Below are 25,623 nucleotides of genomic sequence, written 5' to 3' on the forward strand. Positions count from 1 at the left end.
GTGGTCACTCCACCTGATAGTTCGTTTGCAGGACGACTTCGGTCCCGGTGTCCATGTGGACGCGCGATGTAACGCGGTAACGTTTGATGTTCGTGGAGCATCCGCCGCTCGATGCGTCGATCGCAGTCGTGCAGCTCGACGAGATATCCGAGCCGGTGCCCATATCCTCGATCACGTAGCCCGCGGTCACGCCAGCGGTGGCGAGCGCGGACGATTTGTAATTGGCGGAATCCTGCCAATACCCGTCGCTCGACAGGCCCGGATTCGGGCAGCGCCCATTGACACACGCACCACCCGCCGCCGGCATCGTTGGGGCGCCCGCGGCGATCGATTCACCTTCCCGCAGCACGGCTTCGGCGAGCTGAAACGCATTGCCACGTGACGCCGTGTTGGCGGCCATCTGTTCCTGGAGAAGGGTGCCGCGCATCGCCGCCAACCCGATCAACGTGACGATGAGCAAAAGCAGGAGAACCACGACCAGCGCAATGCCGCGCTCGCCGTTCCCGAACCTCGAAGGCATCGAACGGCTCATCAGATCAGCCCCGCGCGGTTGCGGAGCGTCACCACGCTCGTCATCGTCTGGTTGATTACGGCGCCGGCCGAGCCGTTGGCGTTGGTGCCGCGCAGATAGTTGCCCGTCAGGGCTCCGTCGACACCGCCGAACGACACGCTGACGCGCGCCGCTATGACTTGGCCCCAGGCATTTGCCGTCGTTATTGCCGCAGGGGTTTCGAAGCTCGCCTGCCCTTGTCGCAGGTAGGTGACCGCCATCGCTGTCGCGCCCTCCGCAATTTCCGTCGGGTTGACGGCACTCGGGGTGTTGGTGCCGCTGTTGTTAACGACGACGGCGCGGTACAGCGACGTGCTGCCGCGCGCATTTCGACCGATGTACCAACGTGACATGGTCACGTGGGCCACGCGTGCGGGCGAGTTGCTGAAGTCATTGCAGTTCGGATTGACATGGGTCGGATCCGGGACCGCGAAGCAATACCCCGACCCGGACGCACCCGGGTTGCATGAGGACACGTTGTTGAAAATCTGGAACACCTGGCTGCAATTGCCCGTCGTGCCGCCGCCACCGCCGTTGTGCTGGATGCTGAAGCCGCCGGCGGCTGACGTCAGGTTGGTGACCTGAAAGATCATGCGGTAATCCATATTGCAGATCATCAGGATCTCGCCATCGGTAATGCCCGCGGTCGACGACACCTGAATGTTCGCGCCGGGCGTGTCCTGCAGCACCACTCGTACGTCGCCGCCTTCGTTCGCCAGCGCCAGGTCCACAGCATCCGTACCCGCGACGCGGTTACCGGTGGCCGCGCCCGTCGTCGTGCCTGCCGCAGCGTCGCTGCCGCCATAGCCCCGGATGCCGTCGCCGTAGCTGCTCCACCACGTGTTGCCGCCCGCGTTGAGCATGTTCACCGGCTTGGATGACATCGAACACGGATTGCCGCCCGCCTCCCGGAGGTCGCGCGACATGAGCTCGAACGAAGCGCGCTGGCTTTCCTGGATGCGATTGAGCGTTTCGCTCGTTCCGAACGTCCGCTTGTTGGATAGAAAGACGGCACTGGCTCCCGCAACCACCAGCAAACCAAGCACGAGCGCGATCATGAGCTCGATTAGCGAGAAGCCCGCCTGATGCGTGAGTGCGGAACGAGGATTTCGAAAACTAGCCATGTCAGAGCCTGCTCGTGGTTTCGATCTTCTGCTGCGTGTCGCCGCCCGACCCGCGACTGTCATCCCACCGAACCCCGACGGTGCAGGTGTTGGTCCCACAGGTGATGCGCCCGCAGGCCGTGTCCCCCATCGCGCTCTGAAGCTGCCCGATCCAGGCATTCACGTCGTTACTGATGCGCGTACCCGTCGCAGGCGCCTGGCAAAGCCAGCCCGTGTCGTATTGACCCGATCGGGCCGCACCCAAATTTGCCCTCATAAGGTCAAACATCGCGTACGACTGGATAACTGCCGTAGACCGTTGAGAAGCGCTACCGGTGTTGCTCAGCGTGACGACCTGCAACGCCGCCATGCCGAGCATTCCTATCGCGAGGATCAATACGGCGATCAGCACTTCCAGGAGGCTGCTCCCGCGTTGTTTCGTGTGGCGGTTATCCATATGAGTCCCTAGTCCGTCAGCTGCGTACACGCCGCGGTGCCATCACGACGCACGACTGCGATCCGGCTGGTATCGACGACGACATCACGTGTGTTTTCTGCCGCAGGGGCATCAGTCGAACACACGGAAATAGCGCCCGCGCGGGTGGAAGAAGCGCCCATTCGTGCATAGCCGTCCGAGGAAAACCAGATGCGATCGCTCGCCGTTACATTGCTGCTGCCTTTCACTGCGAGGCGCCCAGTCCCGAGGTCGACGTCACGCAGTACGTCAGTCGCGGCGGCCGGCGCAACGGAAGACGGAGTAGCCGTGCTTACCGTCGGGCCGACGCTGAACGCGATGAAGTGACTCCAGTTCGCGCCCGAACAATTCCGTCCCGTCGTGCTCGGGCACAACATGACGCGCCGGTTTTGCCGTATCGCTTCGGCTCGCGCCGTTTGCATGACCGCGACCACATCGTTCGCTGCGGCCGAAAGCCGGTTCGACGCAATCAGTCGCTTGAAGCTCGGGATGCCAATGCTCAACACAACTGCAAGAATTACGAGCGTCACGACCAGCTCCACTAGCGTGAAGCCCCGCGCCGACCGGATCGGATGTGGTCGACGCGCATTTCGCGAATCCGGCATTGGTTTCCCCCAATTACTCTGATGGCAGGTTAAATACGGTCCAGCAAGGTATCCAGCGACGACCGACGGACGGGCGGTGTGCCTGCCCAGACGGCCCAGAAATGCCGGCTTGCCCCAAGAGATGCCCATCACTATGACGCGCAAGCTTGCGACACCCGCGACACTTACGTTCCTTTGGCGCGCGGAAACCTTGATCCGCGTCACGCTCGTCGGGGAGGCGCTCGCCGCCGTGTTGGCCCTTGCCTGGAGCGGTGGCACCCCACGATGGACTGCGTTTGCGATCGCGTCGTTCGCAACGCAATGGGTACTGCTACTTTCCCTCGGCGGAGTCTATTTGCTGCGTCGCCCCCTCGCAGGCCGCACGCACCGACAGATCGCATGGGCGCTTCTCGCGCTCATTGTTTGGAACAGCTTGGTCGTCCTGCTCGTCGCACGAATGTCGCTCGGTGAAAACTGGCTCGGGCCCGGCATGACGTGGGGATCCCTGGTCCTGCGCGTGACCTTGATCGTCGTGATCGTCGGCTTTCTCGGCTTGTCGGTTTATGACGCCCATTGGACAGCAAGGCTTGCTGCGGTTCGCGCGCAGCAGGCGGAGTTGGAGTCACTCAAGGCGCGCGTACACCCGCACTTCCTATTCAATGCACTCAACACGGCCGTTGCGCTGGTGCATCAGCAGCCGGACCGTGCAGAGTCGGTGCTGCTCGGGCTCTCCGAGCTGATACGCATGGCATTGGCAAAACCGCAGGTCGTCGAGCTGCGCGACGAGATCGAGGTCACCCGCGCATACCTCGACATCGAATCGCTGCGCTTTGGCGACCGCCTGCGAGTCAACTGGTCGCTACCTCCCGACCTGCCGCGCGTAAAGGTGCCCGCGTTGTCGCTGCAACCGCTCGTGGAGAACGCGATTCACCACAGCGTCGAGCGCGTTGAACGCGGCGGGACGATCGACATCGCGCTCGAATCGGATCCCGAGTGGATCGTGATCCGTGTGCGCAGCCCGCTCGTGCTCGGCAAGGAGCGATCGACGCCGGGGCACGGCGTCGGTGTGCGCGCCGCGCAGGCGCGCGTCGATGCGCTCACGAACGGAACCGGACGCATCGAGACGCAGACGGTCGGCGAGCACTACGTCGCGACCGTCCGCCTGCCCCGCCCTCGCCCCGCCAACGCGTTGATCAGGTGACGACGCGATAGCACGGCCGATAGTCACCCGCGATCTTCATGCGGTGCTGCTGCACGAAGCCACGTAGCAGCTCATCGAGCGCCTGCATGATGTCGACGTCGCCGTGGATCTCGAACGGGCCGAATTCCTCGACGCGACGGATGCCGTCTTCCTTGACGTTGCCGGCCACGATGCCCGAGAACGCGCGGCGCAGGTCGGCAGCGAGTTCGTGCGGCTTGCGGCCGTGGTGCAGGTCGAGCGCGGCCATCGCTTCGTGCGTCGGCACGAACGGTTGCTGGAACGCGAGTGGGATGTCGACCGACCAGTTGAAGAAGAACGAATCGCGATGCGCGATGCGATGCTCGCGCACCTTGCGCATCGCGCGGCTCATGCGCTTACCGACTTCCGCGGGGTCGCCGACGATGATTTCGTAACGCGACGTCGCCGCCTCGCCCAGCGTGAGGCGCAGGAACTGATCGATCTGCTCGAAGTACGGCGCGGACGCGGTCGGACCCGTCAGGATCAACGGGAACGGCAGGCCCTGGTTTTCCTCGCGAAGCAGGATGCCGAGGATGTACAGAATCTCCTCCGCCGTCCCCACGCCGCCCGGGAACACGATGATGCCGTGCGCCATGCGGACGAACGCTTCGAGACGCTTCTCGATGTCCGGCATGATCACGAGGTGGTTCACGATCGGATTCGGCGACTCGGCGGCGATGATGCCCGGCTCGGTAATGCCGATGTAACGCATACGACGACGACGCTGCTTGGCGTGCGCGATCGTCGCGCCCTTCATCGGGCCTTTCATCGCACCCGGGCCGCAGCCGGTGCAGATGTCGATGCCATGCAGGCCGAGCTCGTAGCCGACCTGCTTGGTATAGAGGTACTCGTCGCGATTGATCGAGTGGCCACCCCAGCAGACGACGAGATTCGGGTCGCCCGGGTGCAGCACGCGTGCATTGCGCAGCAGGCCGAACACCGCGTCGGTGATGCCGTCACTGCTTTCGAGATCGCGGTTGCAGTCGTTGCCGAGTTCGATCGCGGTGTACGCGAGATCGCGCACGACCGCTGCGAGCAACTCGGCAACACCCTGGATGAGTTCGCCTTCGACGAACGCCATTGCCGGCGCCTTGATCAGGTCGATGCGGACGCCACGATCCTGCTGCTGCACGTGGATGTCGAAATCCGGATACAGCTCGCGCGCGGCGCGCGGGTCATCGCTGGTGCTGCCACTGGTGAGCACGGCCAGCGCGCAACGACGCAGCAGTTCGTGCATGCCACCGCTGGAGGCATCGCGCAGGCGCGCCACCTCGGTGCGGGACAGGATGTCGAGACCGTTGCGCGGATAGATGCGCGCGTCGACGGTCGGGAGGATGACGGTACTCGGTGCTTCGGTCACTGCGTTCATTCCGCTTGCGTTCTTTTCGTCTGATTAGTGCGCGGACTCTAGCGCACGCGCCGTTTCCACAAAAGAAAACGGCCGGGCGAGCCCGGCCGTTTTCGGTGACGCTGGAGTCGCTTAGAACTTGTAACGCAGGGTCAGCAGGACCGACCAACGCTGCGACGGGGTGAAGCTCTCGTTCGGAGCAAGGGCCTGCGGCGCGTAGTTGCCGTTGGCATCCTTGTACTTCGAGATGTCGTAGACGTACTTGCCGTTAGGACCGACGCCGGCCGAATCCGCCAGCACGCGCTCAAGCGGGAAGTTGGCACGGTATTCCACGCCCCACTTGTTGTTGAGCATGTTGAGGAAATTGAACACGTCGAGGCGGACTTCGCCCTTATGGCCCTTCATGAAGCCCGGGATTTCCTGCGAGAACGACAGGTCGAGCTGGTTCACCCACGGAGCGCGCGCCTCGTTGCGCTGGAAAATCTCACCCTGGAAGCGGGCGAGTTCCGGATGCGCAGCGATATAAGCCCAGAACGAGTTGATCAGCTGGGCGCTCGCCGCCGCATTCGCCGGCGTGGTCGTGTTGTTGGTCGTCGGAGCCCAGTTGATGTCCGCCGGACCCGACGGCACGTACGCGAGATCGTGGAAGTACGAGTCACCGTTGACGTCGTTGCCGAAGATCCAGCTGTACGGTGCGCCGTTGTGACCGTCGTACAACGCCGTGAAGCTGGTGTTGTACGCACCGAAGAAGCGGTGCTGCCACGTGGCCTGCGCGAGGACGCGGTTCGGGATCTCGTAGTTCGACGTGCCGAGGTAGTCGTCGTTCGGGTTGATCCAGTCGCGGTTCTGGAAGCTGCTGTTCGCGACGCTGGAGGCGCCCGGGTTGACGTCCTTCGCCTGCGTCCAGGTGTACGCGATCGAGGCTGCCCAATCGTTCGCCATCGGCTTGCGCAGCGAGAACGTCACGCTGTCCGAGCTGCCCTTATCCGTGTTGGTCAGCAGGATCATGGCCTGACCGAACGACGGGTTCGCATTGACGCGGTTCGTGTTGGCGCCGCCGGGGGCAAGGGTCGTCGATCGCGAGTAGTTCAGACGACCGTCCGGGAGAACGCCGTTCGACGCGCCCAGGTTGATGTTCTGGTACAGGATGCCCTTGATCGTGTCGAGGTGCTGCCACTCGGTCGTCGCGACCGTGCCACCGAACCACGGGAACGTGTGGTCGATACCAAGCGTGTACTTCGCAACCGTCGGGATCTGGAAGCTCGGATCGACGATCGAGAGGCTCATCTGCGACGTACCAAGGCCCGGCAGCGTACGGCCACCCGGGATCGGCTGGTTGCCGGCATCCGGGCTGAAAGCCGGGTCGCCCGGCAGCAGCACTGCACGGTTGACGTCATAGCTCGCGACGGCAACGCCGTTGTTCGAGTACGGATTAGCTACCCAAACGGCCGGCGTATTCGAAACGAACACACCAGCGCCGCCACGCAGCTGCGTGTTGTCGTCGATCTGGTAATTGAACGACGCTCGCGGCTGGAGCACCGAGTTACCGTCGATCGTGCCCTGGTTGGAATAACCGTAGCCACCGCTCGAACCCTGGCCGTTGACGCCGGCCGCGGGACGCAGGCCGCACACCGCGGGCGAGCCCTGCGGGCCCTGCGCACCCGGCTGTGCCGCGAAGCACGGGTTGTACGTCGGCAGCGGGCTGACCTGCGGGATGTCGTAACGCAGGCCGTACTGCACCGACAGCTTGTCGTTTGCCTGCCACGTGTCCTGCAGGAAGAGGCCGTACTGCGTCATCACGAACCGCGCGGCAACGTTATCGAGCGTGTAGCCCGGCGCCGGCGTGTTGAGCTGGTAACGGCGGTAGACGCCGCTCTGGAACTTCGCAATCGAATTGAACGCGTACGAACCGTTCGCGGCCTGCAGGAACAGGTTGTAGAAGTCGTCGCGCTGATAGTCGACGCCGCCCTTGATCACGTGATCACCGGCGTACCAGGTACCGGCGAAGTAGCCGTTCCAGGTCTTGACCGCGAGCACGTTGGCCTGCGAGGAGAACTCGGTGCCGAAACGGACTGCCGGACCGGTGTCCGCGTCACCGACGCGAACGGTAACTTCCGGCTGGGCACCGCCCACGAGCGGCTCGCGGTTCTGCGTGAACTCGTTGTAGCCGACCGAGGCTTCCGTCGAGAAGTTGCTAGTCCAGTCGTCGTACAGGCTGAGCGCGTAGCTGGTGTTCTTCTTGTCCAGCACGTACCAGTTGCTCGACAGAGGCAGCGTCGGGTTCGCACCCGTCGTGGTCGCGGCCGTAATGATCGGCTCGATTTCCTTCGTCTGGCTCAGACGCAGGCTGGCGCGGTGCTGCTCGTTGATGTTCCAGTCGAACTTGACGAGCGCGCGCTTGCTGTCGGTGTCGACGTTCGACGCGGTCAGGTCGCCCGGCGTCAGGCCCTTGGCCTTAGCCGCCGCGATGATCTGGTCGACCTGCGCCTGCGTGATGCCCGGAACCTTCAGCGTGGCATTGGAGTCCGACGGACCGAACGGTGCGCCCGGGCTCGTCTTGTTGCTCTCTTCGTAGCTCGCGAAGAAGAACAGCGTGTCCTTGACGATCGGGCCGCCGAGGGTGGCGCCGATGGTCGTGTCCTTGGTGAAACCGGTCCACTTCGCGCCGGACTGGTTCTCACCAATCATGTTGTCGGCGTTCTGGTAGACGTAGTAGACCGAACCGTGGAAGTCGTTCGTGCCGCTCTTGGTGACGGCATTGACCCACGCGCCGACGCCGCGACGCGTTGCGACGTCGAAGTTGGCGGTCGAGATGTTGTAGCTCTCGATCGCGTCCTGCGAGATCGGCGTGCCCTTGGTCGGCAGGCCGTTGTCGTTCAGGCCGAACGGGTCGCCCGCCTGGATGGTGTCGATCGTGATGCTGTTGTAGCGGAAGTTCTGCCCAGCGGCCGAGAACGCGCCACGGTCGCGGTCGGTGACGACGATGCGGGGATCGGCACGCACGACGTTCTGGATCGAGCGATCCGGAGCCGGCAGGCGATCGAGGTCACGACGCGACAGATTGGTGCTGATGCCCTTCATGTCGGCACCGAAGTACTGCGACGTGGCCTTGCCCTTGACGACGACGGAGCCGAGCTGCACGTCGTTCTGCGTCAGGTGCAGGTCCACATCGGCAACCTGGTCGAGGCCGAGATAAACGCCTTCCTGGTGTGCCGTGTTTCCGGAGTTGTTGATCGTGATCGTGTACGGGCCACCGACGCGCAGGCCGCGCGCGTTGTAGCGGCCGTTCGCGTCCGTGGTCGCGTGGCTCACCGTGCCCGATTCAACGTGCACGATCGTGACGTCGGCACCACCGACGGGGCGGCCGCCAGCATCGGTGACGACACCGCCGATACCGGCGGACGTGCTCTGCGCGAAGGCGTTAGCGGCGGCAAGGGCGGTGAACAGGCCAAGCGTGAGCTTGGACAGCCGCAGGCGGCTGGCATGGGTCATACGTGAAACCTCGATGGACACGGCAGACGGGAGTGGCACGCCCCGGACTCCCCGTCCGGATCGTGGTTAACATCAGATTAACACGCTAGAAGGCTTTCGTGACAGGCACGTGACGGGACGCCGGTCGCGCCCGCTGACAGGCGGCTGAAGGCTTCAGCGCAGGTAGGCCGACAGTCCGTCAAGGAACATCTGGACGGAGATCGCGACGAGCAGCATGCCCATCAGCCGCTCGATCGCGGTCAGCACCCGCTTGCCGAGGAAGCGGTAGAGGACGGTGGCGCAAGCCAGGATGGCGGCAGTCCCCGCCCAGGCGATCAGCAACGCGATGCTCCAGTCCTTGAGGCGGCCGGGCTCGTTGCTGCCCATCAGCATCACCGCCGCCATGCCGGACGGGCCAGCGATCAGAGGGATGGCCATCGGCACGATGAAGGGCTCGCCGTCCGGGATCTCGCCCATCAGGCCTTCCGGCGGCGGGAAGATCATGCGAATGCCGATCAGGAACAGCACGATGCCGCCTGCGATCGATACCGACTCCTGCCGCAGGTGCATCAGCTCGAGGCCGTACTTTCCACCCCAGAGGAAGGCGAACAGCACGCCGAGCGCGATGACCAGCTCGCGGGCGAGCACCGCGCGCTGCCGGTGCGGCGCGAGCGGACGCAGAAGACTCAGGAACACCGGAATGTTCCCGAGCGGATCGAGGATGAGGAACAGCAGCAGCGCGGCGGACGCGATCGTCATACGGTCGCGAGTTCAGCGGCGGTGGGCGCCCAGACTGTTCCGCGACGCGCTATACCGGCGGCCGACAACAGGTCGACTGCCGCCGGCGCATACGCCGACGGGTCGACCGCCTGGCGGTCCGTTTCCTCCACCCATGCCCGCGCGCGCAACGTCGTGCGCATCGGCCCCGGCATCAGGCCCGAGACCCGCACGGTGCTGTTCGCCAGCTCCGCATGGAGGATCTGCACGACGCCCTGCAACCCGAACTGCGACACACCATAGCCGCCCCAGTACGCCGCGCCGACGCGTTCCGGGGAGTCGAGGGTGAACACGACGGACGCATCGTCCGACTTCGCCAGCAGCGGCAGCAGGGCCTGCGTCAGCCACCACGGCGCGGTCAGCCCGACATGCAGCGACCGCGCGAAATCAGCGGGATCCGCGTGGATGATCGGCGTCAGGCCACGGAACTCGGCGGCGCAGTGGACGATGCCATCGAGGCGGCCGACGCCCGACTCGAGCGAGTCCGCCAGCTGTGCGTAGTCGTCGGGCGATGCACCCTCGAGATCCAGCGGATAGATCGCCGGCTCGATGCCCATTGCAGCAATCCGGTCATAAAGCCGGTTGAGACGCGGCACCTTGTGACCGAGCAGCACCACCGTCGCACCCGCTTGCGCGCACGCGACGGCGACCGCGCTGCCGAAGCCGCCGTGCGCACCGGTGACGAGGACGACGCGCCCTTCGAGCGCGCGGGACGCCGACTCGCTCACGAAGCCTGCGTCTCGCTGACGATGCGCGCGAGCTCGCCGGATTCCAGAAGCTCCAGCGTGATGTCACAGCCGCCGATCAGCTCGCCATTGATGAAGAGCTGCGGGAACGTCGGCCAGTTGGAAAGACGCGGCAGGTTCGCGCGCACTTCCGGGTCTTCGAGCACGTTGATCGTGTGCAGTCCCGTCGCGCCGGCGTTGCGCAGCGCCTGCACCGTCTGGCTCGAAAAGCCGCACATCGGAAATTGCGGCGTGCCCTTCATGAAAAGGACGACGGGATGGCGGTCGATCTCGGCCTGGATGCGCTCCATGATGTTCATGGGCTTTCTCCTGTGCATTGCACCGCCGCGACGGATCGCGACGGCATCGTGGGGATAGAATGGGAAATTGTACGCCTCCCGTCCCCACAAGGAGTTGCCGAATGGCCATTGAACTGCCTCCCCTGCCCTACGACCGCGCCGCGCTCGAGCCGCACATGTCGGCCGAAACGCTCGACTTCCATTACGGCAAGCACCACAAGGCGTATGTCGACAACGCCAACAAGATGATCGAAGGCACCGAGTTCGCGGACATGCCGCTGGTCGACATCATTCGCCGTGCGCAGGGCGCGTTGTTCAACAACGTCGCGCAGGTGTGGAACCACACGTTCTTCTGGAACTGCATGAAGCCCAACGGCGGCGGCGAGCCGACCGGCAAGCTGGCCGATGCGATCAACCTCGCGTTCGGCGACTTCGCGACGTTCAAGGAAGAATTCGCCAAGACCTGCGTCGGCACGTTCGGTTCGGGCTGGGGCTGGCTGGTGCAGCGTCCGGATGGTTCGCTCGCGCTGGTGAGCACGTCGAACGCGAACACGCCGATCACCGGTGAAGACACGCCGCTGCTGACCTGCGACGTGTGGGAACACGCGTACTACATCGACTACCGCAACGCGCGTCCGAAGTTCGTCGAGGCGTTCTGGAACCTCGTCAACTGGGACTTCGTGGCGTCGAACATGAAGTGATTCGCGCATAGCGGATCCAAAGAACGGCCGGGGCGACCCGGCCGTTCGCATTTCTGCGGTCTGCGCTAGGCTTGTCGTCTCCAGGGGGAGATTCCAATGACCGCGACACCCGCCATGCCGGGGTACGTGCCGTACCTCATCGCCGCCATCGTCGGCTTCAGCATCTATCGCCGCATCCGCAGCCATTTCGGACGTCAGCCTTGGCGACCGAAGCGCACGATTGCACGCGTCGTCCTGCTTTCGATATTCCTCGCAGCGCTCGCCCTGCTCGCCGTGTTTCGGCCGGCAGAAGACTGGGGCATCGCGGTGGGCGCGGCCTTCGGTGGCGTGCTTGGCGTCGTTGCGCTGCGCCTGATGCGGATCGACATGCAGGGCGGCCAACCGGGCTACACGCCCAATCCGTGGATCGGCGCCGCGCTGTCCGGCCTGCTGGTCGGACGCATGGCGTGGCGTTTCGCGTCGGGTGGTTTCACGACGCCGCAAACGTCCAGCCCGCTGACGCTCGCGATCGCGGCGACCGTGCTGACGTTCTACGTGGTGCAGGGCATCGGGCTCATGCAGCGCATGAAGCGTGTTGTCGCGATGCCGGAAACGGTCGCGAGCCCCGGCTGAGCGACCCGCTCAGCCGTTCGAAAGCCGCGCGATCACCGGCGCAACCTGCGCGTCGCGCTGCAACCTCTTGCCGACGCGTGCAAGCGCTTCGGCAAGCTCGCTAGACGAATCCGCACGCAAGGTCGCATGTCCAACCTTGCGGCCTTCGCGCGGCTCCTTGCCGTAGTCGTGCCAGTGACCGCCGGCTTCTTCGAGAACCGGCGCCGCGTCCGGCATCTCGCCGACCCAGTTAAGCATGCAGGCGACGCCGACCATGCGCGTGTCGCCGAGCGGCAGACCCAGCACCGCACGCAGATGATTCTGGAACTGCGACGTCTCGCTGCCCTCGATCGTCCAGTGCCCCGAGTTGTGCACGCGCGGCGCGAGTTCGTTGGCGAGCAGCACGCCACCCTGAGCGAACAGTTCGAGCGCGAACACGCCAACGTAATCGAGCGCTTCGGCGAGGCGACGCGCGTGATCGCAGGCGAGTGCCTGTGTTGCGTCATCCGCGGTTGCAGGCGCAAGGCTTGCCGACAGCACGCCGTCGACGTGCCAGTTCTCCGTGAGTGGCCACGCGCGAAACTCGCCATCGCGACCACGCACGGCGACCACAGACAGCTCGCGCTCGAAATGCACGAAGCCTTCGAGGATCAGCCCGACTTTCGAAGCCTGCGCGCCAAGCGCGGTCCACGCGGCGTCGACATCGTCCGCGCTGCGGATACGGAACTGTCCCTTGCCGTCGTAACCGAGACGACGCGTTTTAAGGATGCACGGCGTACCGATATCGGCGATCGCAGCGCGAAGTTCGTCCAGCGTATCGACGGGGGCGAACGGTGGCACCGGAATGCCGAGTTCGCTGAACAAGGTCTTTTCGGCGAGCCGGTCCTGCGCGATAGACAGCGCGCGCGGATTCGGAAACACGTCCACGCGATTCGTCAGCCAACGCGCTGATTCGGCCGGCACGTTCTCGAAGTCGAACGTCGCGACATCGACGCGCGATGCGAATTCCGCGAGCGCAGCTTCGTCGCGATAGTCACCGACCACCATCGGCGCGAACTGCCCGGCACAGGCGTCGGCGACGTTGTCCATCACCAGGAAACGCAGGCCGAGCGGCGCGCCAGCAAGCGCGAGCATGCGCGCGAGCTGGCCGCCGCCGAGGATGCCGACGGTCGTCATTTGCGCGGGTCGTCGTTCTGCATGACGTCGGCCGTCTGCTTCGCACGGAATGCGTCGAGCTTTGCAGCGACGTCCGGCATGTCGGACGCAAGCATCGCTGCCGCGAACAAAGCGGCATTCGACGCGCCCGCGTTGCCGATCGCGAACGTCGCAACGGGAATACCCGCTGGCATCTGCACGATCGACAGCAGCGAATCCATGCCGTTCAACGCTTTCGACTGCACGGGCACGCCGAGCACCGGCACGGCCGTCTTCGACGCCAGCATGCCCGGCAGATGCGCCGCACCGCCGGCGCCGGCGATGATCGCGCGCAGGCCGCGGTCGCGTGCCGTCGCGGCGTAATCGAACAGCACGTCGGGCGTGCGGTGGGCGGAGACGACGCGCACTTCGTGCGGCACGCCCAGCTCCTCGAGCTTCGCGGCCGCGTGCTGCATCGTTTCCCAGTCCGAACGCGACCCCATCACGATGCCGACCACGGCGGCGGGCGGTTGCACGGCGGCCATACGTCCCCTTCCAGGCAAAGACGTATTCTAAACGGCCCACCCGCGATTCCCTGCCATGGACCGCAAGTTGCTCGACCTTCTGGCCTGCCCGACCACCCGACAGCCGCTGCGCCCGGCCGATGCCCGCGTGCTGCACGACCTCAACGCGGCGATCGCCGGTGGCGGCGTGAAGCGTGGCGACGGCAGCCCGCAGGCTGCGTCGGTCGACGCCGCGCTCGTCACCGCGGACGGCCGCCTCGCCTATCGCATCGATGACGGCATCCCAGTGCTGCTCGCCGAAGAATCGCTCGACCTCACGACCTGCGGCATCACCACCGCATGATCGGCGTGGAAGCGCCGCTGGCTGCGGCGATCGAGGTCGATGTCCGCCGCGCCTTGGAGGAAGACGTCGGCAGTGGCGACGTCACCTCTGCTCTGTTGCCCGACGTCGCTGATACCGCCTACCTGCTGTGCAAGGAAGTGGCGGTCGTGTGCGGGCGTCCGTGGTTCGATGCCTGCCATCGTGCGATCGACCCGGACGTCGTCATCGCGTGGCACGTCGCGGAAGGCGATCGGGTGCGTGCAGGCACATTGCTCGCAACGTTGCAGGGACGCGCCCGTGCGCTGGTCACGGCGGAGCGCGCGTCGCTGAACTTCATGCAGACGCTGTCGGCGACCGCGACCGTGACCGCCGCGCATGTTGATGCAGTCGCCGGCACGCGCGCGAAGATCCTCGATACGCGCAAGACGATTCCGGGGCTGCGGCTCGCGCAGAAATACGCGGTTCGCGTCGGCGGCGGCACCAATCACCGCATGGGCCTGTACGACGTGGTGATGCTCAAGGAAAACCACATCCGCGCCGCGGGTTCGATCGCTGGCGCGGTGCGCAATGCACGCGACCACGCGCCGTCGCTGCCAGTGATCGTCGAAGTGGAAACGCTGGATCAGCTGCGCGAAGCACTCGAGACAGGTTGCGACCGCATCCTCATCGACGACTTCGATGCGGAGATGCGTCGCGAAGCGGTGCGCATCGCGAACGGCCGAATTCCGCTGGAAGTTTCAGGCGGCGTCGACCTTGCCGGCCTGCGCGCGATCGCCGAGGACGGCGTCGACTGCATTTCGATCGGCGGACTGACCAAGCATGTCCGCGCGATCGATCTGTCGCTCAAGCTCGGCCGCAAGCCGGCCGGAGCGGAACGCGGTTAAAGCGCGACGACGACCGCCGCGGCAAGCAGCGCCATACCGATCGCGAGACCCCACATCAGCCGCGGGTCCATGCGAGCCGACGGCTCGTCCTCGTGCGTTTCGTTCTCCGACGGCACCGTCGACAGCACGCGGAAGCGCAGCGTGTCGAAACCGATCTCGTCACCGACCTTCGCTTCGCCGCTGAGGATGCGCTTGCCGTTGAGGAACGTGCCGTTCGTGGACCCGAGGTCCTCGATCTGCACGCTGTCGTCGGTCGGCACCAGGCGCGCATGGGCGCGCGAGATCCCGTTCTCATCGAAACGCAGGGTCGATTCCGGGGCGCGGCCGACGGTGTTCGTCGCCGCCAATGCGAAGCTGCGACCGAACAGATGGCCGGACATGCCGCGCAGCACGAACTTCGGGAGCGCGGCGCGCACCGTCGTCGCAAACAGGTCGTCGTTGGCGGATGGCGCGCTCGCGCCCGGACGCGCCGCAGCGACGTTTTCCATGCCAGTGAGGCGCGCTTCGAAACGGTCGAACGACACGCGGTCGCCATCGCGCAGCGCGATCAGCCCGCGCACCGGCGAACCATTGACGGTAACCGGGGCATCGACCGGCACGTCGAGCATCACGCCGTTGGCGGTGACATGCAGCTGGCAGTGCCGCGGCTGCACGCCGGGGCGGTCGATCACGATGTTGGCGTCGGGCGCAGAACCCACGCTGTTGACGCCTGGTTGCAGGATGACCTGCGGGTGTTCGCCACCCGGAAATACGAGTTTCATGCCGTGATCGCCCCCTCGATCCTTGGCGGCTCTTGCTCAGATCCGCTGCCGCCGCCACAGTAACAAAATGCCTTCAATGATCGTGATGATGCTCTTCACGGCCGCTGCGTTCGCGTTCTGGAACGCCGGGCGCGCCGCAGCCGAGCGTGCGCGCGACCTCGGTCGCGATGCCTGCCGCGCTGCGCGCGTGCAATGGCTCGACGATTCCGTGCATGTCATCGGCATCCGTCCGCGTCGCCTTGAGAGCGGAAAGCTCGGATGGGAACGCACGTTCCGTTTCGACTATTCGCTCGACGGCGCCGACCGCCACCAGGGGCGGCTCGTGCTGCGCGGCGATCGCCTGGTCAGCTTCGCCGGGCCGCCAACGCCGGAACCGCTCGCGTTCCCGCCGCGTACGCCGACGAACTGATCGATCGACTTACTTGACGATTCGCAGATGCCCGCGACGTGGCGGCGTCGGCGGTTCGTGGTCGCCGTCGTCACCCTGATCGCTCGGGTTTTCATCGCCGCTATCGGGCACGAGTTCCAGCGTTGGACCGCCCTCGCCGAGCGCGCCGGCGGGAAGGCCGGTCGCGCCGTTTTCATCCGATTCCGGCGGGAGCGCCATGCCCTGCCCGTTCTCGCGCGCATAGATCGCAAGCACCGCACCGACCGGCACCGACACCGAATGGCTGACGCCGCCGAAGCGCGCGCTGAAACGGATGAGGTCGTTGGTCATCTCGAGACCCGCGACAGCACGCTGCGCGACGTTGAGCACGATGCGTCCGTCGTTGATCGCATGTTTCGGAACGTGCACATCGGGACGCGTCGCGTCGACCAGCAGATGCGGGGTCAGGCCGTTGTCGCCAATCCACTCGTACAGCGCACGCAGCAGGTACGGACGATGGCTCGTCATCTCGAATTCGTCGCTCATCGGGGAAGTGTAAGCGACGGCGTGAGGCGCTTGGCCGTGACGCAGTGCCCGCCACAACGACGAAGCCCGCCGGTTGGCGGGCTTCGTTCGCAGCGATAGGTGGCGTCAGGCCGGCATGTCGCGGAGCTTGCGCTCCTGTTCCGTCAGGCTCCGGGTGAAACCGGGGTTGCGGAATATGCGGTTGCCGTAATCCTCGATGACCTTGCCATCCTTCGGCAGCGGCACGCCCAGCGCCGGCAGGCGCCAGATGATCGGCGCCATCGCGCAGTCGGCGAGGCTCATCTCGGGGTTGAGGAAGAACTTGCTCGCCTTGAACAGCGGCACCGAGGCGGTGAGCAGTTCCTTCAGACGCTTGCGGCCGGCTTCCTGCTGGGCCTTGTTGCCGAGCTGGATGGCCTGCACCTGCGGCACCCAGTCGTGCTCGAGACGCAGCATCGCGAGACGCAGTCGCGCACGCGACAACGGATCGACCGGCATCAGCGGCGGGTGCGGATAGCGCTCGTCGAGGTATTCGCTGACGACGCTCGCCGCGTAGAGCACCAGATCGCGCTCGACCAGCGTCGGAACGGACTGGTACGGATTGAGGTCGACCAGATCCTCGGGAGGATTCTGCGGATCGACCGGGATCAGGTCGTACGTCACGCCCTTGGCCGCGAGCACAAGGCGCACGCGATGGCAGAGGACGCAGTCGGTGGAGGAAAACAGGGTCAGGGTATTACGCATACGTGGACTCGCCGCCATCGTCGACCTCGATCGACCGGAAACCGCCGGCCGTACGGCGCCGCCCACCCCGTGCGGGCGGTCGCCAACGGTCCCGAGTCACGGCGATGCAGTGTCCTTGTCCCCGACACCGCGGCCGCGATCAGTGCTCGACGTCGCGCCAGTATTCCTTCTTCAGGAGCCAGGCGAGGAACGTCAGCAATGCCAGGAACAGCACCACCCAGACGCCAAGAGACTGGCGCTTGATGGCCGCGGGTTCGCCGGCGTACTCGAGAAAAGTTGTGATGTCGCGCGCTGCGCGGTCGAAACCCTGGGCGTCGAGCGTACCCGGCTCGGTCACCTTCAGGCCGAGCACCGGGCGCTCACCCGTCGCGTCAGGCTTGCCGAGGTTCGCATGCTGCAGGCCCTGCAGCTGCCACAGCGGGTTCGGCATCGACACGTTCGGGAAGACCGTGTTGTTCCAGCCGACCGGGCGCGACTCGTCCAGATAGAAGGACTTGAGATACGTGTAGACCCAGTTCGAGCCGCGCACGCGCGCAATCAGCGAAAGATCCGGCGGCTGCTTGCCGAACCAGTCCTTCGACTCGGGCGGCATCGCGACGTCGATCTGCTCGCCGAACTTGGCGCCAGTGAAGTTGAGGTTCTGCTGCACCTCGGCCTCGGTCAAGCCGAGGTCTTCGGCCATGCGCGAGTAGCGCAGGTACTTCAGCGAGTGGCAGCCCGAGCAGTAGTTCATGAACAGCTGGGCGCCACGCTGCAGCGAGGCCTGGTCGGTGATATCGGTGCCGGCCGACTGGAGGTTGCCCTCTTCTTCGGCGAACAGCGGCATCGACACCGCGAGGCCGAGCACGAGCGTCGCAAGCGATCGCAGAACTCGCATCTTCTTGGATCCAGCAGACAGGAAGGAGGCGGACGGGCGAAGGGACGTCTTAGTCATGCGTCGTCACCCGATCCGGCACCGGCTTCGTCTTGTCGATGCGGGTCCAGATCGGCATCGTGATGAAGAACATGAAGTAGAAGAACGTCAGCACGCGGCCCACGTAGGTCTCGTTGATGTCCGTGCCGGGGCCAGAACCGATCTTGCCCAGCCACAGGAAGCTGAAGGCGAACAGGCCGAGCATGACCCGGGCGAGCACGCCGCGATAGCGGATCGACTTGACGCGGCTCTTGTCGAGCCACGGCACGAGGAACAGCATCACGATCGCGCCGAACATCACCATCACACCGGCCAGCTTGTTCGGCACCACGCGGAGCATCGCGTAGTACGGCGTGAAGTACCACGTCGGCTTGATGTGGCTCGGCGTTACCAGGCGGTTCGCCTCGGTGAAGTTGTCGTGCTCGAGGAACAGCCCGCCCACGGTCGGCTCGAAGAAGATGATGAACGCGGCGATCATCAGGAAGAACCCGACGCCGACCATGTCCTTGACCGTGTAGTACGGGTGGAACGGGATGCCGTCGGTGGGCGCCGTCGGAGACCAGCGATTGCCCTTCGGGCCGTACTTGATCTCCACGCCGTCCGGATTGTTGGAGCCGACTTCATGCAGCGCGCCCAGGTGCAGCGCGACGAGCAGGAGAAGCACCAGCGGAAGCGCGATGACGTGCAGCGCGAAGAAGCGGTTGAGCGTGGCGTCGGACGGCAGGTAGTCGCCCATGATCCATTCGGTCAGGCCGTTGCCGATGACCGGGATCGCGCCGAACAGCGAAATGATGACCTTCGCGCCCCAGAACGACATCTGGCCCCACGGCAGCACGTAGCCCATGAAGGCTTCGGCCATGAGCACGAGGTAGATCACCATGCCGAGCACCCAGACCAACTCGCGCGGCTTCTTGTACGAGCCATACATGAGGCCGCGGAACATGTGCAGGTAGACGACGATGAAGAACAGCGAGGCGCCGGTGCTGTGCATGTACCGGATCAGCCAGCCCCACTCGACGTCCCGCATGATGTACTCGACCGACGCGAACGCCTGCGCGGCGTCGGTCTTGAAGTGCATCGTCAGGAAGATGCCGGTGACGATCTGGTTGACCAGCACCAGCAGCGCCAGCGAACCGAAGTAGTACCAGACGTTGAAGTTCTTCGGAGCGAAGTACTCCGACATGTGCTTCTTGTACGCCTCGCTCGCGCCCGGGGCGCGATCGTGGAACCAGTTGACGAGGCCGTTGATCATGCCGGTCGCCGGGTCGTTAGGCGCCTGCTTGGTGTCGTTCTTCGTCGCCATGTCAGGCGGCTCCCTTCGGATCGACGCCGATCACGATGCTGTTGTCGTTCGCGAAATAGTGCGGCGGCACGGCGAGGTTCTTCGGCGCCGGAACGCCCTGGAACACGCGGCCCGACATGTCGAAACGCGACTTGTGGCAGGGGCAGAAGTAGCCGCCCTTCCATTCCGGATCGAACGGCTCGGGGCGGATCTCGGCCTTCATCTCGGGCGAGCAACCTAGATGCGTGCAGAGGCCGACGAGCACGGAGATCTCCGGCTTGATCGAGCGGTAGTGCACGTCGCCCTTCAGCACGTACTTCGGCTGCTGGTCGACGTCTTCAGACTTCGGGTCGCGCAGGCGGTTGTCGAGCGTCGGCAGCGCCTTGAGGATGTCCTCCGAGCGACGGACGATCCAGATCGGCTGGCCGCGCCATTCGACGATCATGCGCTGGCCCAGCGGCAGGCCGCTGATGTCGGCCGTGATCGGCGCACCGGCGAGCTTCGCCCGCGCGCTCGGATTCCACGACTTGATGAACGGCACTGCGGCAAAGCCCGCACCCACCGCGCCGACGACTGCGGTCGTCGCGGTAAGGAACCGGCGGCGGCCGAGGTTGACCGGCTCGTGCATGGGCTCGTTGACCCCTTCGTTGGCCATCCGGCACTCCGAAAACTGATTCGACGTGGGTCGTGCGCGAGGGAAACGCGCGACGACTGATAAAGACGCGGAAGTGTAACGGAACGGTGAACGGGCCGACAATCGGCTAGACGCGCTCCGACGATGACGGCGGGCGCAAATCGCGGTGCCCAGAACGCGGAAAGGCCAACCGGTCGCCCGGCTGGCCTTTCGATTTAGTCCGACCAGCGACTCAGCGCAGGATCGGCGAGCTGCGGTAGCGATCGGCCAGCAGGGCCACGCGCTGCACGTAGCGCTGGGTCTCGCTGTAGGGCGGCACGCCGCCGTACTTGTCGACCGCGCCCTCGCCCGCGTTGTAGCCGGCTGCGGCAAGGCGGACGTCGCCGTTGAAGCGCTTGAGCAGGAACGCGAGGTACTGCACGCCGCCACGGATGTTCTGGCCCGGGTCGAAGGCGTTGCCGACGCCGAAGCGGCGGGCGGTAGCCGGCATCAGCTGCATCAGGCCTTGGGCACCGACGCGGGACAGCGCGTTCGGGTTGAACGCCGACTCCGCATGGATGATCGCGCGGACGACCGACTCCTCGACGCCGTACTGCTGGGCTGCCGAGGCGATCTCGTCGCGGTAGGCGTCCGGCTTCAGGCGCAGCGTGGAGAAGTTGACGCCCGGAGCCGCGGCGCACGCGAAGCACGTCTCCATATAGCTGTAGCTGATCGTGCGGACCGCGCCGGCATTGGCGACACCGACCGGGCGACGGCTGGAGTAATGACGTACGCCGTCCTGCATGTACGAATAGATCTGGCCCTGCACCAGGCGCGACGGCGGAGCGGCTGGCGCCGGAGCGCTCGAGACCGGCACCGTCAACGTGGCAGGCGTCGACACCGCGGGCAGCGAGCCCGACGCGGGCGAACCGGCGACGAGATTGACCGGCGTCACCGCACCCTGCGCAGGCGCATAGGAACGCGCGGCGCGGCGGTTCGTGTAACGGCTCACGACCTCGCATTGCGCGCCCGAAAGCCGCTTGCTGGAGTAGCTGCGGATGCCGTTGGCGTCGCAGCGATAGACCGTACCGGCCATCGCGGGAGCGGCGCCAGCGAGGCCGGCAATGAACAGAAGTGCAGTGAGCTTCTTCATGGGGTCATCATTCCCCGTTCGCAGAACTTTCACAAGCCCTTGATCGGACTCGAATTGTTGATCTGCGGATGCGGTCACCTGGCGTGTTGCGCCGCGGTAAACTGGACCGGCCGGCCCGGAATAACCGCCGCCCTTCCCGGAATCCCATGACTGACCTGACGCTCCCCGTCGCCGACCCCGCGACGCTTCCTGCCGCCGCCCCGCGCGGCAAGCTCTTCATCGAAACCCACGGTTGCCAGATGAACGAGTACGATTCGGCGAAGATGGCCGACGTTCTCGCGGCGTCCGAAGGACTCGAACTTACGACGGACCCGGCCGAAGCCGACGTCATTCTGGTCAACACCTGCTCGATCCGCGAGAAGGCGCAGGAAAAGGTCTTCAGCCAGCTCGGCCGTTGGCGGGCGCTCAAGCAGGGCGGCAAGCCCGTGCTGATCGGCGTCGGCGGCTGCGTGGCCAGCCAGGAGGGCGAGGCGATCGTCAAACGCGCGCCATACGTCGACCTGGTGTTCGGCCCGCAGACCCTGCATCGCCTGCCCCAGCTGATCGAGGCGCGCCGCGAGTCCGGCAAGCCGCAGGTCGACATCAGCTTCCCGGAGATCGAGAAGTTCGACCGCCTGCCCGAGCCGCGCGCGGACGGGCCGAGCGCGTTCGTCTCGATCATGGAGGGCTGCTCGAAGTACTGCTCGTTCTGCGTGGTGCCCTACACCCGCGGCGAGGAAGTCAGCCGCCCGTTCGAGGACGTGCTGGTCGAGGTCGCGAAGCTCGCCTCGCAAGGCGTGCGTGAGGTCAACCTGCTCGGGCAGAACGTCAATGCGTATCGCGGGCCGTACGGGGATGGGCAGATCGCCGATCTCGGGCTGCTGATCCGCACGATGGCCGAGATCGACGGCGTCGACCGCATCCGTTTCACCACGTCGCACCCGCTCGAGTTCTCCGACTCGCTCATCGAGGCGTATCGCGACGTGCCGCAGCTCGCGAACTACCTGCACCTGCCCGTGCAGTCGGGCTCGGACCGCATCCTCGCAGCGATGAAGCGCGGTTACACGTCGTTGGAGTTCAAGCAGAAGATCCGCAAGCTGCGCGCGGTGCGGCCGGACATCTCCATCTCGTCGGATTTCATCGTCGGCTTCCCGGGCGAGACGGATGCCGATTTCGAGAAGACGATGAAGCTGATCGAGGACGTCGGCTTCGATCAGTCGTTCTCTTTCATCTATTCGCGTCGCCCGGGCACGCCCGCGGCGAACCTCGAGGACGACGTGTCGAGCGAGGTCAAGCACGCGCGGCTGTCGCGTCTGCAGGCGACGATCACTGCGAATTCCAAGCGTATTTCGGAGTCGATGGTCGGCAGCGTGCAGCGCATCCTCGTCGAAGGGCCGTCGCGCAAAGACCCGAACGAATTGACCGGCAAGACGGAGAACATGCGCTCGGTGAACTTTGCCGCGCCGGCGCGGCTGGTCGGGCAGTTCGTCGACGTCGTGATCACCGAGGCGTTCAGCAATTCGCTGCGCGGGCGTGTGGTGACGCAGGACGAAGCGGTTCCGGCGTAAGCGACGACGTCACTCCGGCGCGCGCATCAGTGCGTCGGGGTGACGATCCGACCACTGCTGCAGCGTGCGAGCGCAGTGCGACGCGATGATCCACGCGTCCGGTTGTTCGTCGCGAAAGCGGCGCAGGCGCGAAAGCGTGGCGGCGTAGTCGGCGGAATGATCCGTCGCCAGGCGACGTGCGAGCCACGATAGCGGCGTCGACGTGTCGAGCTGCGCCTGCTGCCAGAACGCGTCGGCAACGAGCAGGACACGCGTGTCGTCGTGATGCGTCGCCAGGCCGATCTGGCCGCGTGCGTGTCCGGGTAGGTCGACGAGCACGATGGTGCCGTCGTCGAACAGATCGACGCCGGCGCCTAGAGCAGCGAGATCGCCATCGAGCGGGAGGAGCGCGTTAGCGCGGATGAGCTGCAGTCGCGACTCGAAATCGTCCGGCAACAGTTCGCGCCATACCTGCGCGTGGAGCCGTGCGAGCGCACCGCGCTGCATCGTCTGCCACGCATCCGCATGCGCGACGAAGCGCGCTGATGGAAACGCGCGCAGGCCGCCGACGTGGTCGGGATGGAAATGGCTGATGACGACGTAGCGCACGTCGTCGGGGGCGATCCCGCGCTGACGCAATAACGCCACGGCGTCGCCTTCAGCCGGGCAGCACACACCGAGCACGTTGCGATACACACGCCGCAGGCCGCGTTGCATCGCCGTGCGCGCGGGCTCGCCGTAGCCGCAGTCGAACAGCACCGGGCCGTGGACGGGATGTTCGATCAGTGCCCAGCCTGCCGGGAAGGCATGGCGACCGTCGCTACACTCAGGCAATGCGGCCAGCCGGGAATCGACGTGGCTGTGGCCGGATACGCCGAGCGAGACGCGTGTGGCGCCGCTCACGCGCGGCGCTCCGCAGCAAGTGCATCGAAGGTGCGCGCAAGTGCGTCATCGATGCCGATGCGCGGGGCGTAGCCGAGTTCGCTGCGGGCGCGGGAGATGTCGAGCGTCATGTCGACACTCAGAAGATCGACGCCGTAGCGCAGCAAGGCGGGCTCGCGTTGCGGCATGGCGATTCGATGGATGGTTTCGAGCACGCCAGCGAACACGCGTAGCGGCGCGGCAGCAATGCGTCGTGTCGGCAGAGGTTCGCCGAGTGCAACAGCCAGCCGATCGATCACATCCCAGATGCGCACGGGTTCGCCGTTGCTGATGTTGTAGGCGCGACCGTGCTCCGTGGCGCGCGCGTCGAGGGCGAGCAACGTGGCGTCGACGGCGTTGTCGATGTATGTGAGATCGACAGTGCACTTGCCGTCGCCGATGCGCGGCAGTCGATGGCGACGCAACGCCTCGGCGATACGCGGCAGAAGCGAGGTGTCGCCCGGGCCGAAGATCGCGCGCGGCCGCAGGATCAGCGCTGAGACGCCGCTGCCTTCGGTCAGATCCCGCACGCGCTGCTCGGCGATTCGCTTCGTCGACGCGTAATCGTTGACGGCGCGTGCCGGCAGCGGGTCGTCCTCTCGAATGCCGAGATGCGGGCGACCGTCGTGATAGATCCCCGGCGTCGAGATGTGGACGAGCCGGCGCACCCCGGCATCGACACATGCGTGCGCCACGTTTGCAGTCACATCGATGTTCGCCGCGACAAACGCGGCGCGCGGCCCCCAGGGACTCGACAGCGCGGCGGCGTGCACGACGGCGTCGGCGCCTTCGATCGCGCCACGCAGAGTCGTCGCATCGCACAGATCGACGCTCAAGAAATCAATACCATCTGCAGTGAGCGCCGCGCCGCGCGCAGTGTCGCGTCCAAGCGCGAGTACCTCGACATCCGGTCGCGTCGCGCGCAACCGCCGCGCCACAGCGCCACCGAGAAATCCCGTCGCGCCGGTCACGACAACACGCTGCGCCCGCATCGCGCTCATCAATACGTCAGCACGATTCCGGCGGCGGACAGCCCAGCGCCGGTGCCGATCAACATGCCGCGTTCGCCGCGCTGGATGCGGCCGTCCCCGATGCCTCGTGCGAGCGCCATCGGAATCGATGCTGCGATGCAGTTGCCTGTCCCTTCGAGGATGTCGATGACCGCCGCGTCGCCGAAACCCATCATTGCGACGTAATCCATGCCCGCGCGGCTGGTCTGGTGCGGCACGACCCATCGCAGTTCGCGTCGTGCATCGCGATCCAGTTCGAGACGCTCCAGCAGTTCCGGCGCGAGGCGCGCGGCACGACGCAGCGTCGCCCTGCCCTGCATCTGGAACAGCGCGTCGAGCGGATCCGCATCGGGTGCATTCGGGTGGCGATGCGTGCCGCAGCCGCGCACGGTCGTCAGTTCGTTGTCCGCGCCATGCGTGATCCATTGCACGCGATGCACGCGGCCGGTGTCGTCCGCGCCGCTGCGTTCAAGTACGCAGGCGGCCGCGCCGTCGCCGAACAGCGTGCAGGCTTCGGGCGCGGAAAAATCCAGCGCGACGGAGGCGATTTCGCTGCTGACGATCAACGCGCGATCGATGCGTCCACTGTGAATGCGTTCGGCAGCGACTTCGAACGCGGCGAGGAAACTCAGGCAGGTCGCGTGTACGGAAAAACTCGGGATGCCCGAACGTCCGAGCCCCACCGCATTTTGAAGCAACGGTCCGCCGTCGGGAATCGCGCGTTCCACCGAACCGGATGCGCCGAGGATCAGGTCGAGCGACTCGGGTGCGACACCCGCCGCCGCGCATGCACGCAACGCGGCCTGTGCACCCATCCAGCTCGCGCGCTCATCCGGCGCAGACCAGTGGCGTGCTGCCACGCCGCTGTTCTCGTGCGCCCATCCCGCGGGCAGTCCGACGCGCGCTTCGATCTCTGCGCTCTCGACGCGTCGCCGCGGCAGGTACGTGCCCATGCCAGCGATGCGCACGCGCCAGTCGAGCTCGGGCGACGCGCGCCGTGCGGCGATGGCGATCTCGGGCAACGGCTGGCTCATGGTCGAGGCCGGTTGAAGTCGCGGCCAGTATGCGCGCGACGCTGCTGGCAGACTGGGCCGGTGCACG

The 25,623-nt window shown here is 65.7% G+C and carries 28 protein-coding genes; 7 read left to right on the top strand and 21 right to left on the bottom strand.

Annotated features, from left to right (window positions below; genetic code table 11):
- Positions 1-4 precede the first annotated feature (4 nt).
- Genes ACVWWW_RS11380 through ACVWWW_RS11395 form a run of 4 tightly spaced genes read right to left on the bottom strand, consistent with a single transcriptional unit; the run spans position 5 to position 2,862 of the window.
- Complete coding sequence (locus ACVWWW_RS11380; RefSeq protein WP_036142095.1) at positions 5-532, bottom strand: PilX N-terminal domain-containing pilus assembly protein; 528 nt, start codon at positions 530-532, stop codon at positions 5-7.
- Positions 532-1,737: a prepilin-type N-terminal cleavage/methylation domain-containing protein gene (locus ACVWWW_RS11385; RefSeq protein ID WP_081672161.1), complete on the bottom strand. Its 1,206-nt coding sequence runs from the start codon at positions 1,735-1,737 to the stop codon at positions 532-534. The genes ACVWWW_RS11380 and ACVWWW_RS11385 overlap by 1 nt, the downstream gene beginning before the upstream one ends.
- The gene (gene pilV, locus ACVWWW_RS11390) at positions 1,676-2,110 is read right to left on the bottom strand and encodes a type IV pilus modification protein PilV (protein WP_036142094.1); all 435 of its coding nucleotides are present in this window, start codon (positions 2,108-2,110) and stop codon (positions 1,676-1,678) included. The genes ACVWWW_RS11385 and pilV overlap by 62 nt, the downstream gene beginning before the upstream one ends.
- An 8-nt stretch (positions 2,111-2,118) precedes the next feature.
- The gene (locus ACVWWW_RS11395) at positions 2,119-2,862 is read right to left on the bottom strand and encodes a GspH/FimT family pseudopilin (RefSeq protein ID WP_081672159.1); all 744 of its coding nucleotides are present in this window, start codon (positions 2,860-2,862) and stop codon (positions 2,119-2,121) included.
- 4 nt (positions 2,863-2,866) lie between these two features.
- Here ACVWWW_RS11395 and ACVWWW_RS11400 point away from each other — a divergent pair, with 4 nt between their 5' ends.
- Complete coding sequence (locus ACVWWW_RS11400) at positions 2,867-3,913, top strand: histidine kinase (protein WP_051235283.1); 1,047 nt, start codon at positions 2,867-2,869, stop codon at positions 3,911-3,913.
- On the opposite strand, the gene ppnN is transcribed toward ACVWWW_RS11400, so the two are convergent.
- From ppnN to grxD, 5 genes are all read right to left on the bottom strand, one after another.
- Positions 3,906-5,300, bottom strand: a complete 1,395-nt coding sequence (ppnN, locus tag ACVWWW_RS11405; RefSeq protein ID WP_051235281.1) for a nucleotide 5'-monophosphate nucleosidase PpnN — start codon at positions 5,298-5,300, stop codon at positions 3,906-3,908. The two genes, ACVWWW_RS11400 and ppnN, sit on opposite strands and share 8 nt — an antisense overlap.
- 111 nt (positions 5,301-5,411) lie before the next feature.
- On the bottom strand, positions 5,412-8,771 hold the full coding sequence (locus ACVWWW_RS11410) for a TonB-dependent receptor (protein ID WP_027083445.1): 3,360 nt from the start codon (positions 8,769-8,771) through the stop codon (positions 5,412-5,414).
- Positions 8,772-8,924: 153 nt separating this feature from the next.
- Complete coding sequence (locus ACVWWW_RS11415) at positions 8,925-9,509, bottom strand: YhgN family NAAT transporter (protein ID WP_027083444.1); 585 nt, start codon at positions 9,507-9,509, stop codon at positions 8,925-8,927.
- A complete protein-coding gene (locus ACVWWW_RS11420) occupies positions 9,506-10,255 on the bottom strand; it encodes an SDR family NAD(P)-dependent oxidoreductase (protein WP_027083443.1) in 750 nt (249 codons plus the stop codon). Before ACVWWW_RS11420 ends, ACVWWW_RS11415 begins: the two co-directional genes overlap by 4 nt.
- Complete coding sequence (gene grxD, locus ACVWWW_RS11425; RefSeq protein WP_027083442.1) at positions 10,252-10,572, bottom strand: Grx4 family monothiol glutaredoxin; 321 nt, start codon at positions 10,570-10,572, stop codon at positions 10,252-10,254. Before grxD ends, ACVWWW_RS11420 begins: the two co-directional genes overlap by 4 nt.
- Positions 10,573-10,673: 101 nt before the next feature.
- On the opposite strand from grxD, the gene ACVWWW_RS11430 reads away from it, so the two are divergent.
- Together ACVWWW_RS11430 and ACVWWW_RS11435 are read left to right on the top strand one after the other, a co-directional pair.
- Complete coding sequence (locus ACVWWW_RS11430; RefSeq protein WP_027083441.1) at positions 10,674-11,252, top strand: Fe-Mn family superoxide dismutase; 579 nt, start codon at positions 10,674-10,676, stop codon at positions 11,250-11,252.
- A gap of 96 nt (positions 11,253-11,348) precedes the next feature.
- A complete protein-coding gene (locus ACVWWW_RS11435) occupies positions 11,349-11,864 on the top strand; it encodes a DUF1453 domain-containing protein (RefSeq protein WP_027083440.1) in 516 nt (171 codons plus the stop codon).
- A gap of 9 nt (positions 11,865-11,873) precedes the next feature.
- Here the strand turns inward: ACVWWW_RS11435 and ACVWWW_RS11440 are convergent, their stop codons facing one another.
- Both ACVWWW_RS11440 and purE read right to left on the bottom strand, forming a co-directional pair.
- A complete protein-coding gene (locus ACVWWW_RS11440; protein ID WP_027083439.1) occupies positions 11,874-13,019 on the bottom strand; it encodes a 5-(carboxyamino)imidazole ribonucleotide synthase in 1,146 nt (381 codons plus the stop codon).
- The gene (gene purE / locus ACVWWW_RS11445) at positions 13,016-13,522 is read right to left on the bottom strand and encodes a 5-(carboxyamino)imidazole ribonucleotide mutase (protein ID WP_027083438.1); all 507 of its coding nucleotides are present in this window, start codon (positions 13,520-13,522) and stop codon (positions 13,016-13,018) included. Before purE ends, ACVWWW_RS11440 begins: the two co-directional genes overlap by 4 nt.
- Before the next feature lie 55 nt (positions 13,523-13,577).
- On the opposite strand from purE, the gene ACVWWW_RS11450 reads away from it, so the two are divergent.
- Both ACVWWW_RS11450 and nadC read left to right on the top strand, forming a co-directional pair.
- Positions 13,578-13,844 (top strand): Trm112 family protein, encoded by a 267-nt coding sequence (locus ACVWWW_RS11450; protein WP_027083437.1) that lies wholly within the window; start codon positions 13,578-13,580, stop codon positions 13,842-13,844.
- Positions 13,845-13,849: 5 nt separating this feature from the next.
- On the top strand, positions 13,850-14,707 hold the full coding sequence (nadC, locus tag ACVWWW_RS11455; protein WP_456998700.1) for a carboxylating nicotinate-nucleotide diphosphorylase: 858 nt from the start codon (positions 13,850-13,852) through the stop codon (positions 14,705-14,707).
- On the opposite strand, the gene ACVWWW_RS11460 is transcribed toward nadC, so the two are convergent.
- Complete coding sequence (locus tag ACVWWW_RS11460) at positions 14,704-15,468, bottom strand: FHA domain-containing protein (protein WP_027083435.1); 765 nt, start codon at positions 15,466-15,468, stop codon at positions 14,704-14,706. The two genes, nadC and ACVWWW_RS11460, sit on opposite strands and share 4 nt — an antisense overlap.
- Before the next feature lie 67 nt (positions 15,469-15,535).
- Between ACVWWW_RS11460 and ACVWWW_RS11465 the strand changes: the two genes are divergently transcribed.
- The gene (locus ACVWWW_RS11465; protein WP_036142092.1) at positions 15,536-15,877 is read left to right on the top strand and encodes a DUF3301 domain-containing protein; all 342 of its coding nucleotides are present in this window, start codon (positions 15,536-15,538) and stop codon (positions 15,875-15,877) included.
- A gap of 9 nt (positions 15,878-15,886) precedes the next feature.
- Here the strand turns inward: ACVWWW_RS11465 and ACVWWW_RS11470 are convergent, their stop codons facing one another.
- From ACVWWW_RS11470 to ACVWWW_RS11495, 6 genes are all read right to left on the bottom strand, one after another.
- Positions 15,887-16,381: a ClpXP protease specificity-enhancing factor gene (locus ACVWWW_RS11470; protein WP_027083434.1), complete on the bottom strand. Its 495-nt coding sequence runs from the start codon at positions 16,379-16,381 to the stop codon at positions 15,887-15,889.
- A 105-nt stretch (positions 16,382-16,486) separates the two neighbouring features.
- The gene (locus ACVWWW_RS11475) at positions 16,487-17,122 is read right to left on the bottom strand and encodes a glutathione S-transferase N-terminal domain-containing protein (RefSeq protein WP_027083433.1); all 636 of its coding nucleotides are present in this window, start codon (positions 17,120-17,122) and stop codon (positions 16,487-16,489) included.
- A 121-nt stretch (positions 17,123-17,243) separates the two neighbouring features.
- Positions 17,244-17,930 carry a cytochrome c1 gene (locus ACVWWW_RS11480; protein ID WP_456954730.1) on the bottom strand — a complete coding sequence of 229 codons (687 nt, stop codon included), beginning with the start codon at positions 17,928-17,930 and terminating at the stop codon, positions 17,244-17,246.
- A gap of 100 nt (positions 17,931-18,030) precedes the next feature.
- Positions 18,031-19,269, bottom strand: a complete 1,239-nt coding sequence (locus tag ACVWWW_RS11485) for a cytochrome b (RefSeq protein WP_027083431.1) — start codon at positions 19,267-19,269, stop codon at positions 18,031-18,033.
- A gap of 52 nt (positions 19,270-19,321) precedes the next feature.
- Positions 19,322-19,954 (bottom strand): ubiquinol-cytochrome c reductase iron-sulfur subunit, encoded by a 633-nt coding sequence (petA, locus tag ACVWWW_RS11490; protein ID WP_027083430.1) that lies wholly within the window; start codon positions 19,952-19,954, stop codon positions 19,322-19,324.
- A 211-nt stretch (positions 19,955-20,165) separates the two neighbouring features.
- Positions 20,166-21,065, bottom strand: coding sequence for a lytic transglycosylase domain-containing protein (locus tag ACVWWW_RS11495; protein WP_027083429.1), 900 nt, complete (start codon positions 21,063-21,065; stop codon positions 20,166-20,168).
- A gap of 146 nt (positions 21,066-21,211) precedes the next feature.
- On the opposite strand from ACVWWW_RS11495, the gene miaB reads away from it, so the two are divergent.
- Positions 21,212-22,612 carry a tRNA (N6-isopentenyl adenosine(37)-C2)-methylthiotransferase MiaB gene (gene miaB, locus ACVWWW_RS11500; protein WP_027083428.1) on the top strand — a complete coding sequence of 467 codons (1,401 nt, stop codon included), beginning with the start codon at positions 21,212-21,214 and terminating at the stop codon, positions 22,610-22,612.
- Positions 22,613-22,621: 9 nt separating this feature from the next.
- On the opposite strand, the gene ACVWWW_RS11505 is transcribed toward miaB, so the two are convergent.
- Genes ACVWWW_RS11505 through ACVWWW_RS11515 form a run of 3 tightly spaced genes read right to left on the bottom strand, consistent with a single transcriptional unit; the run spans position 22,622 to position 25,556 of the window.
- Positions 22,622-23,494 (bottom strand): MBL fold metallo-hydrolase, encoded by an 873-nt coding sequence (locus ACVWWW_RS11505; protein ID WP_051235279.1) that lies wholly within the window; start codon positions 23,492-23,494, stop codon positions 22,622-22,624.
- On the bottom strand, positions 23,491-24,513 hold the full coding sequence (locus ACVWWW_RS11510) for an NAD-dependent epimerase/dehydratase family protein (RefSeq protein ID WP_051235277.1): 1,023 nt from the start codon (positions 24,511-24,513) through the stop codon (positions 23,491-23,493). Before ACVWWW_RS11510 ends, ACVWWW_RS11505 begins: the two co-directional genes overlap by 4 nt.
- Positions 24,513-25,556, bottom strand: coding sequence for a 3-oxoacyl-ACP synthase (locus tag ACVWWW_RS11515; protein WP_051235275.1), 1,044 nt, complete (start codon positions 25,554-25,556; stop codon positions 24,513-24,515). The genes ACVWWW_RS11510 and ACVWWW_RS11515 overlap by 1 nt, the downstream gene beginning before the upstream one ends.
- Positions 25,557-25,623 lie beyond the last annotated feature (67 nt).

The organism is Lysobacter sp. HA18 (genome assembly GCF_054057595.1).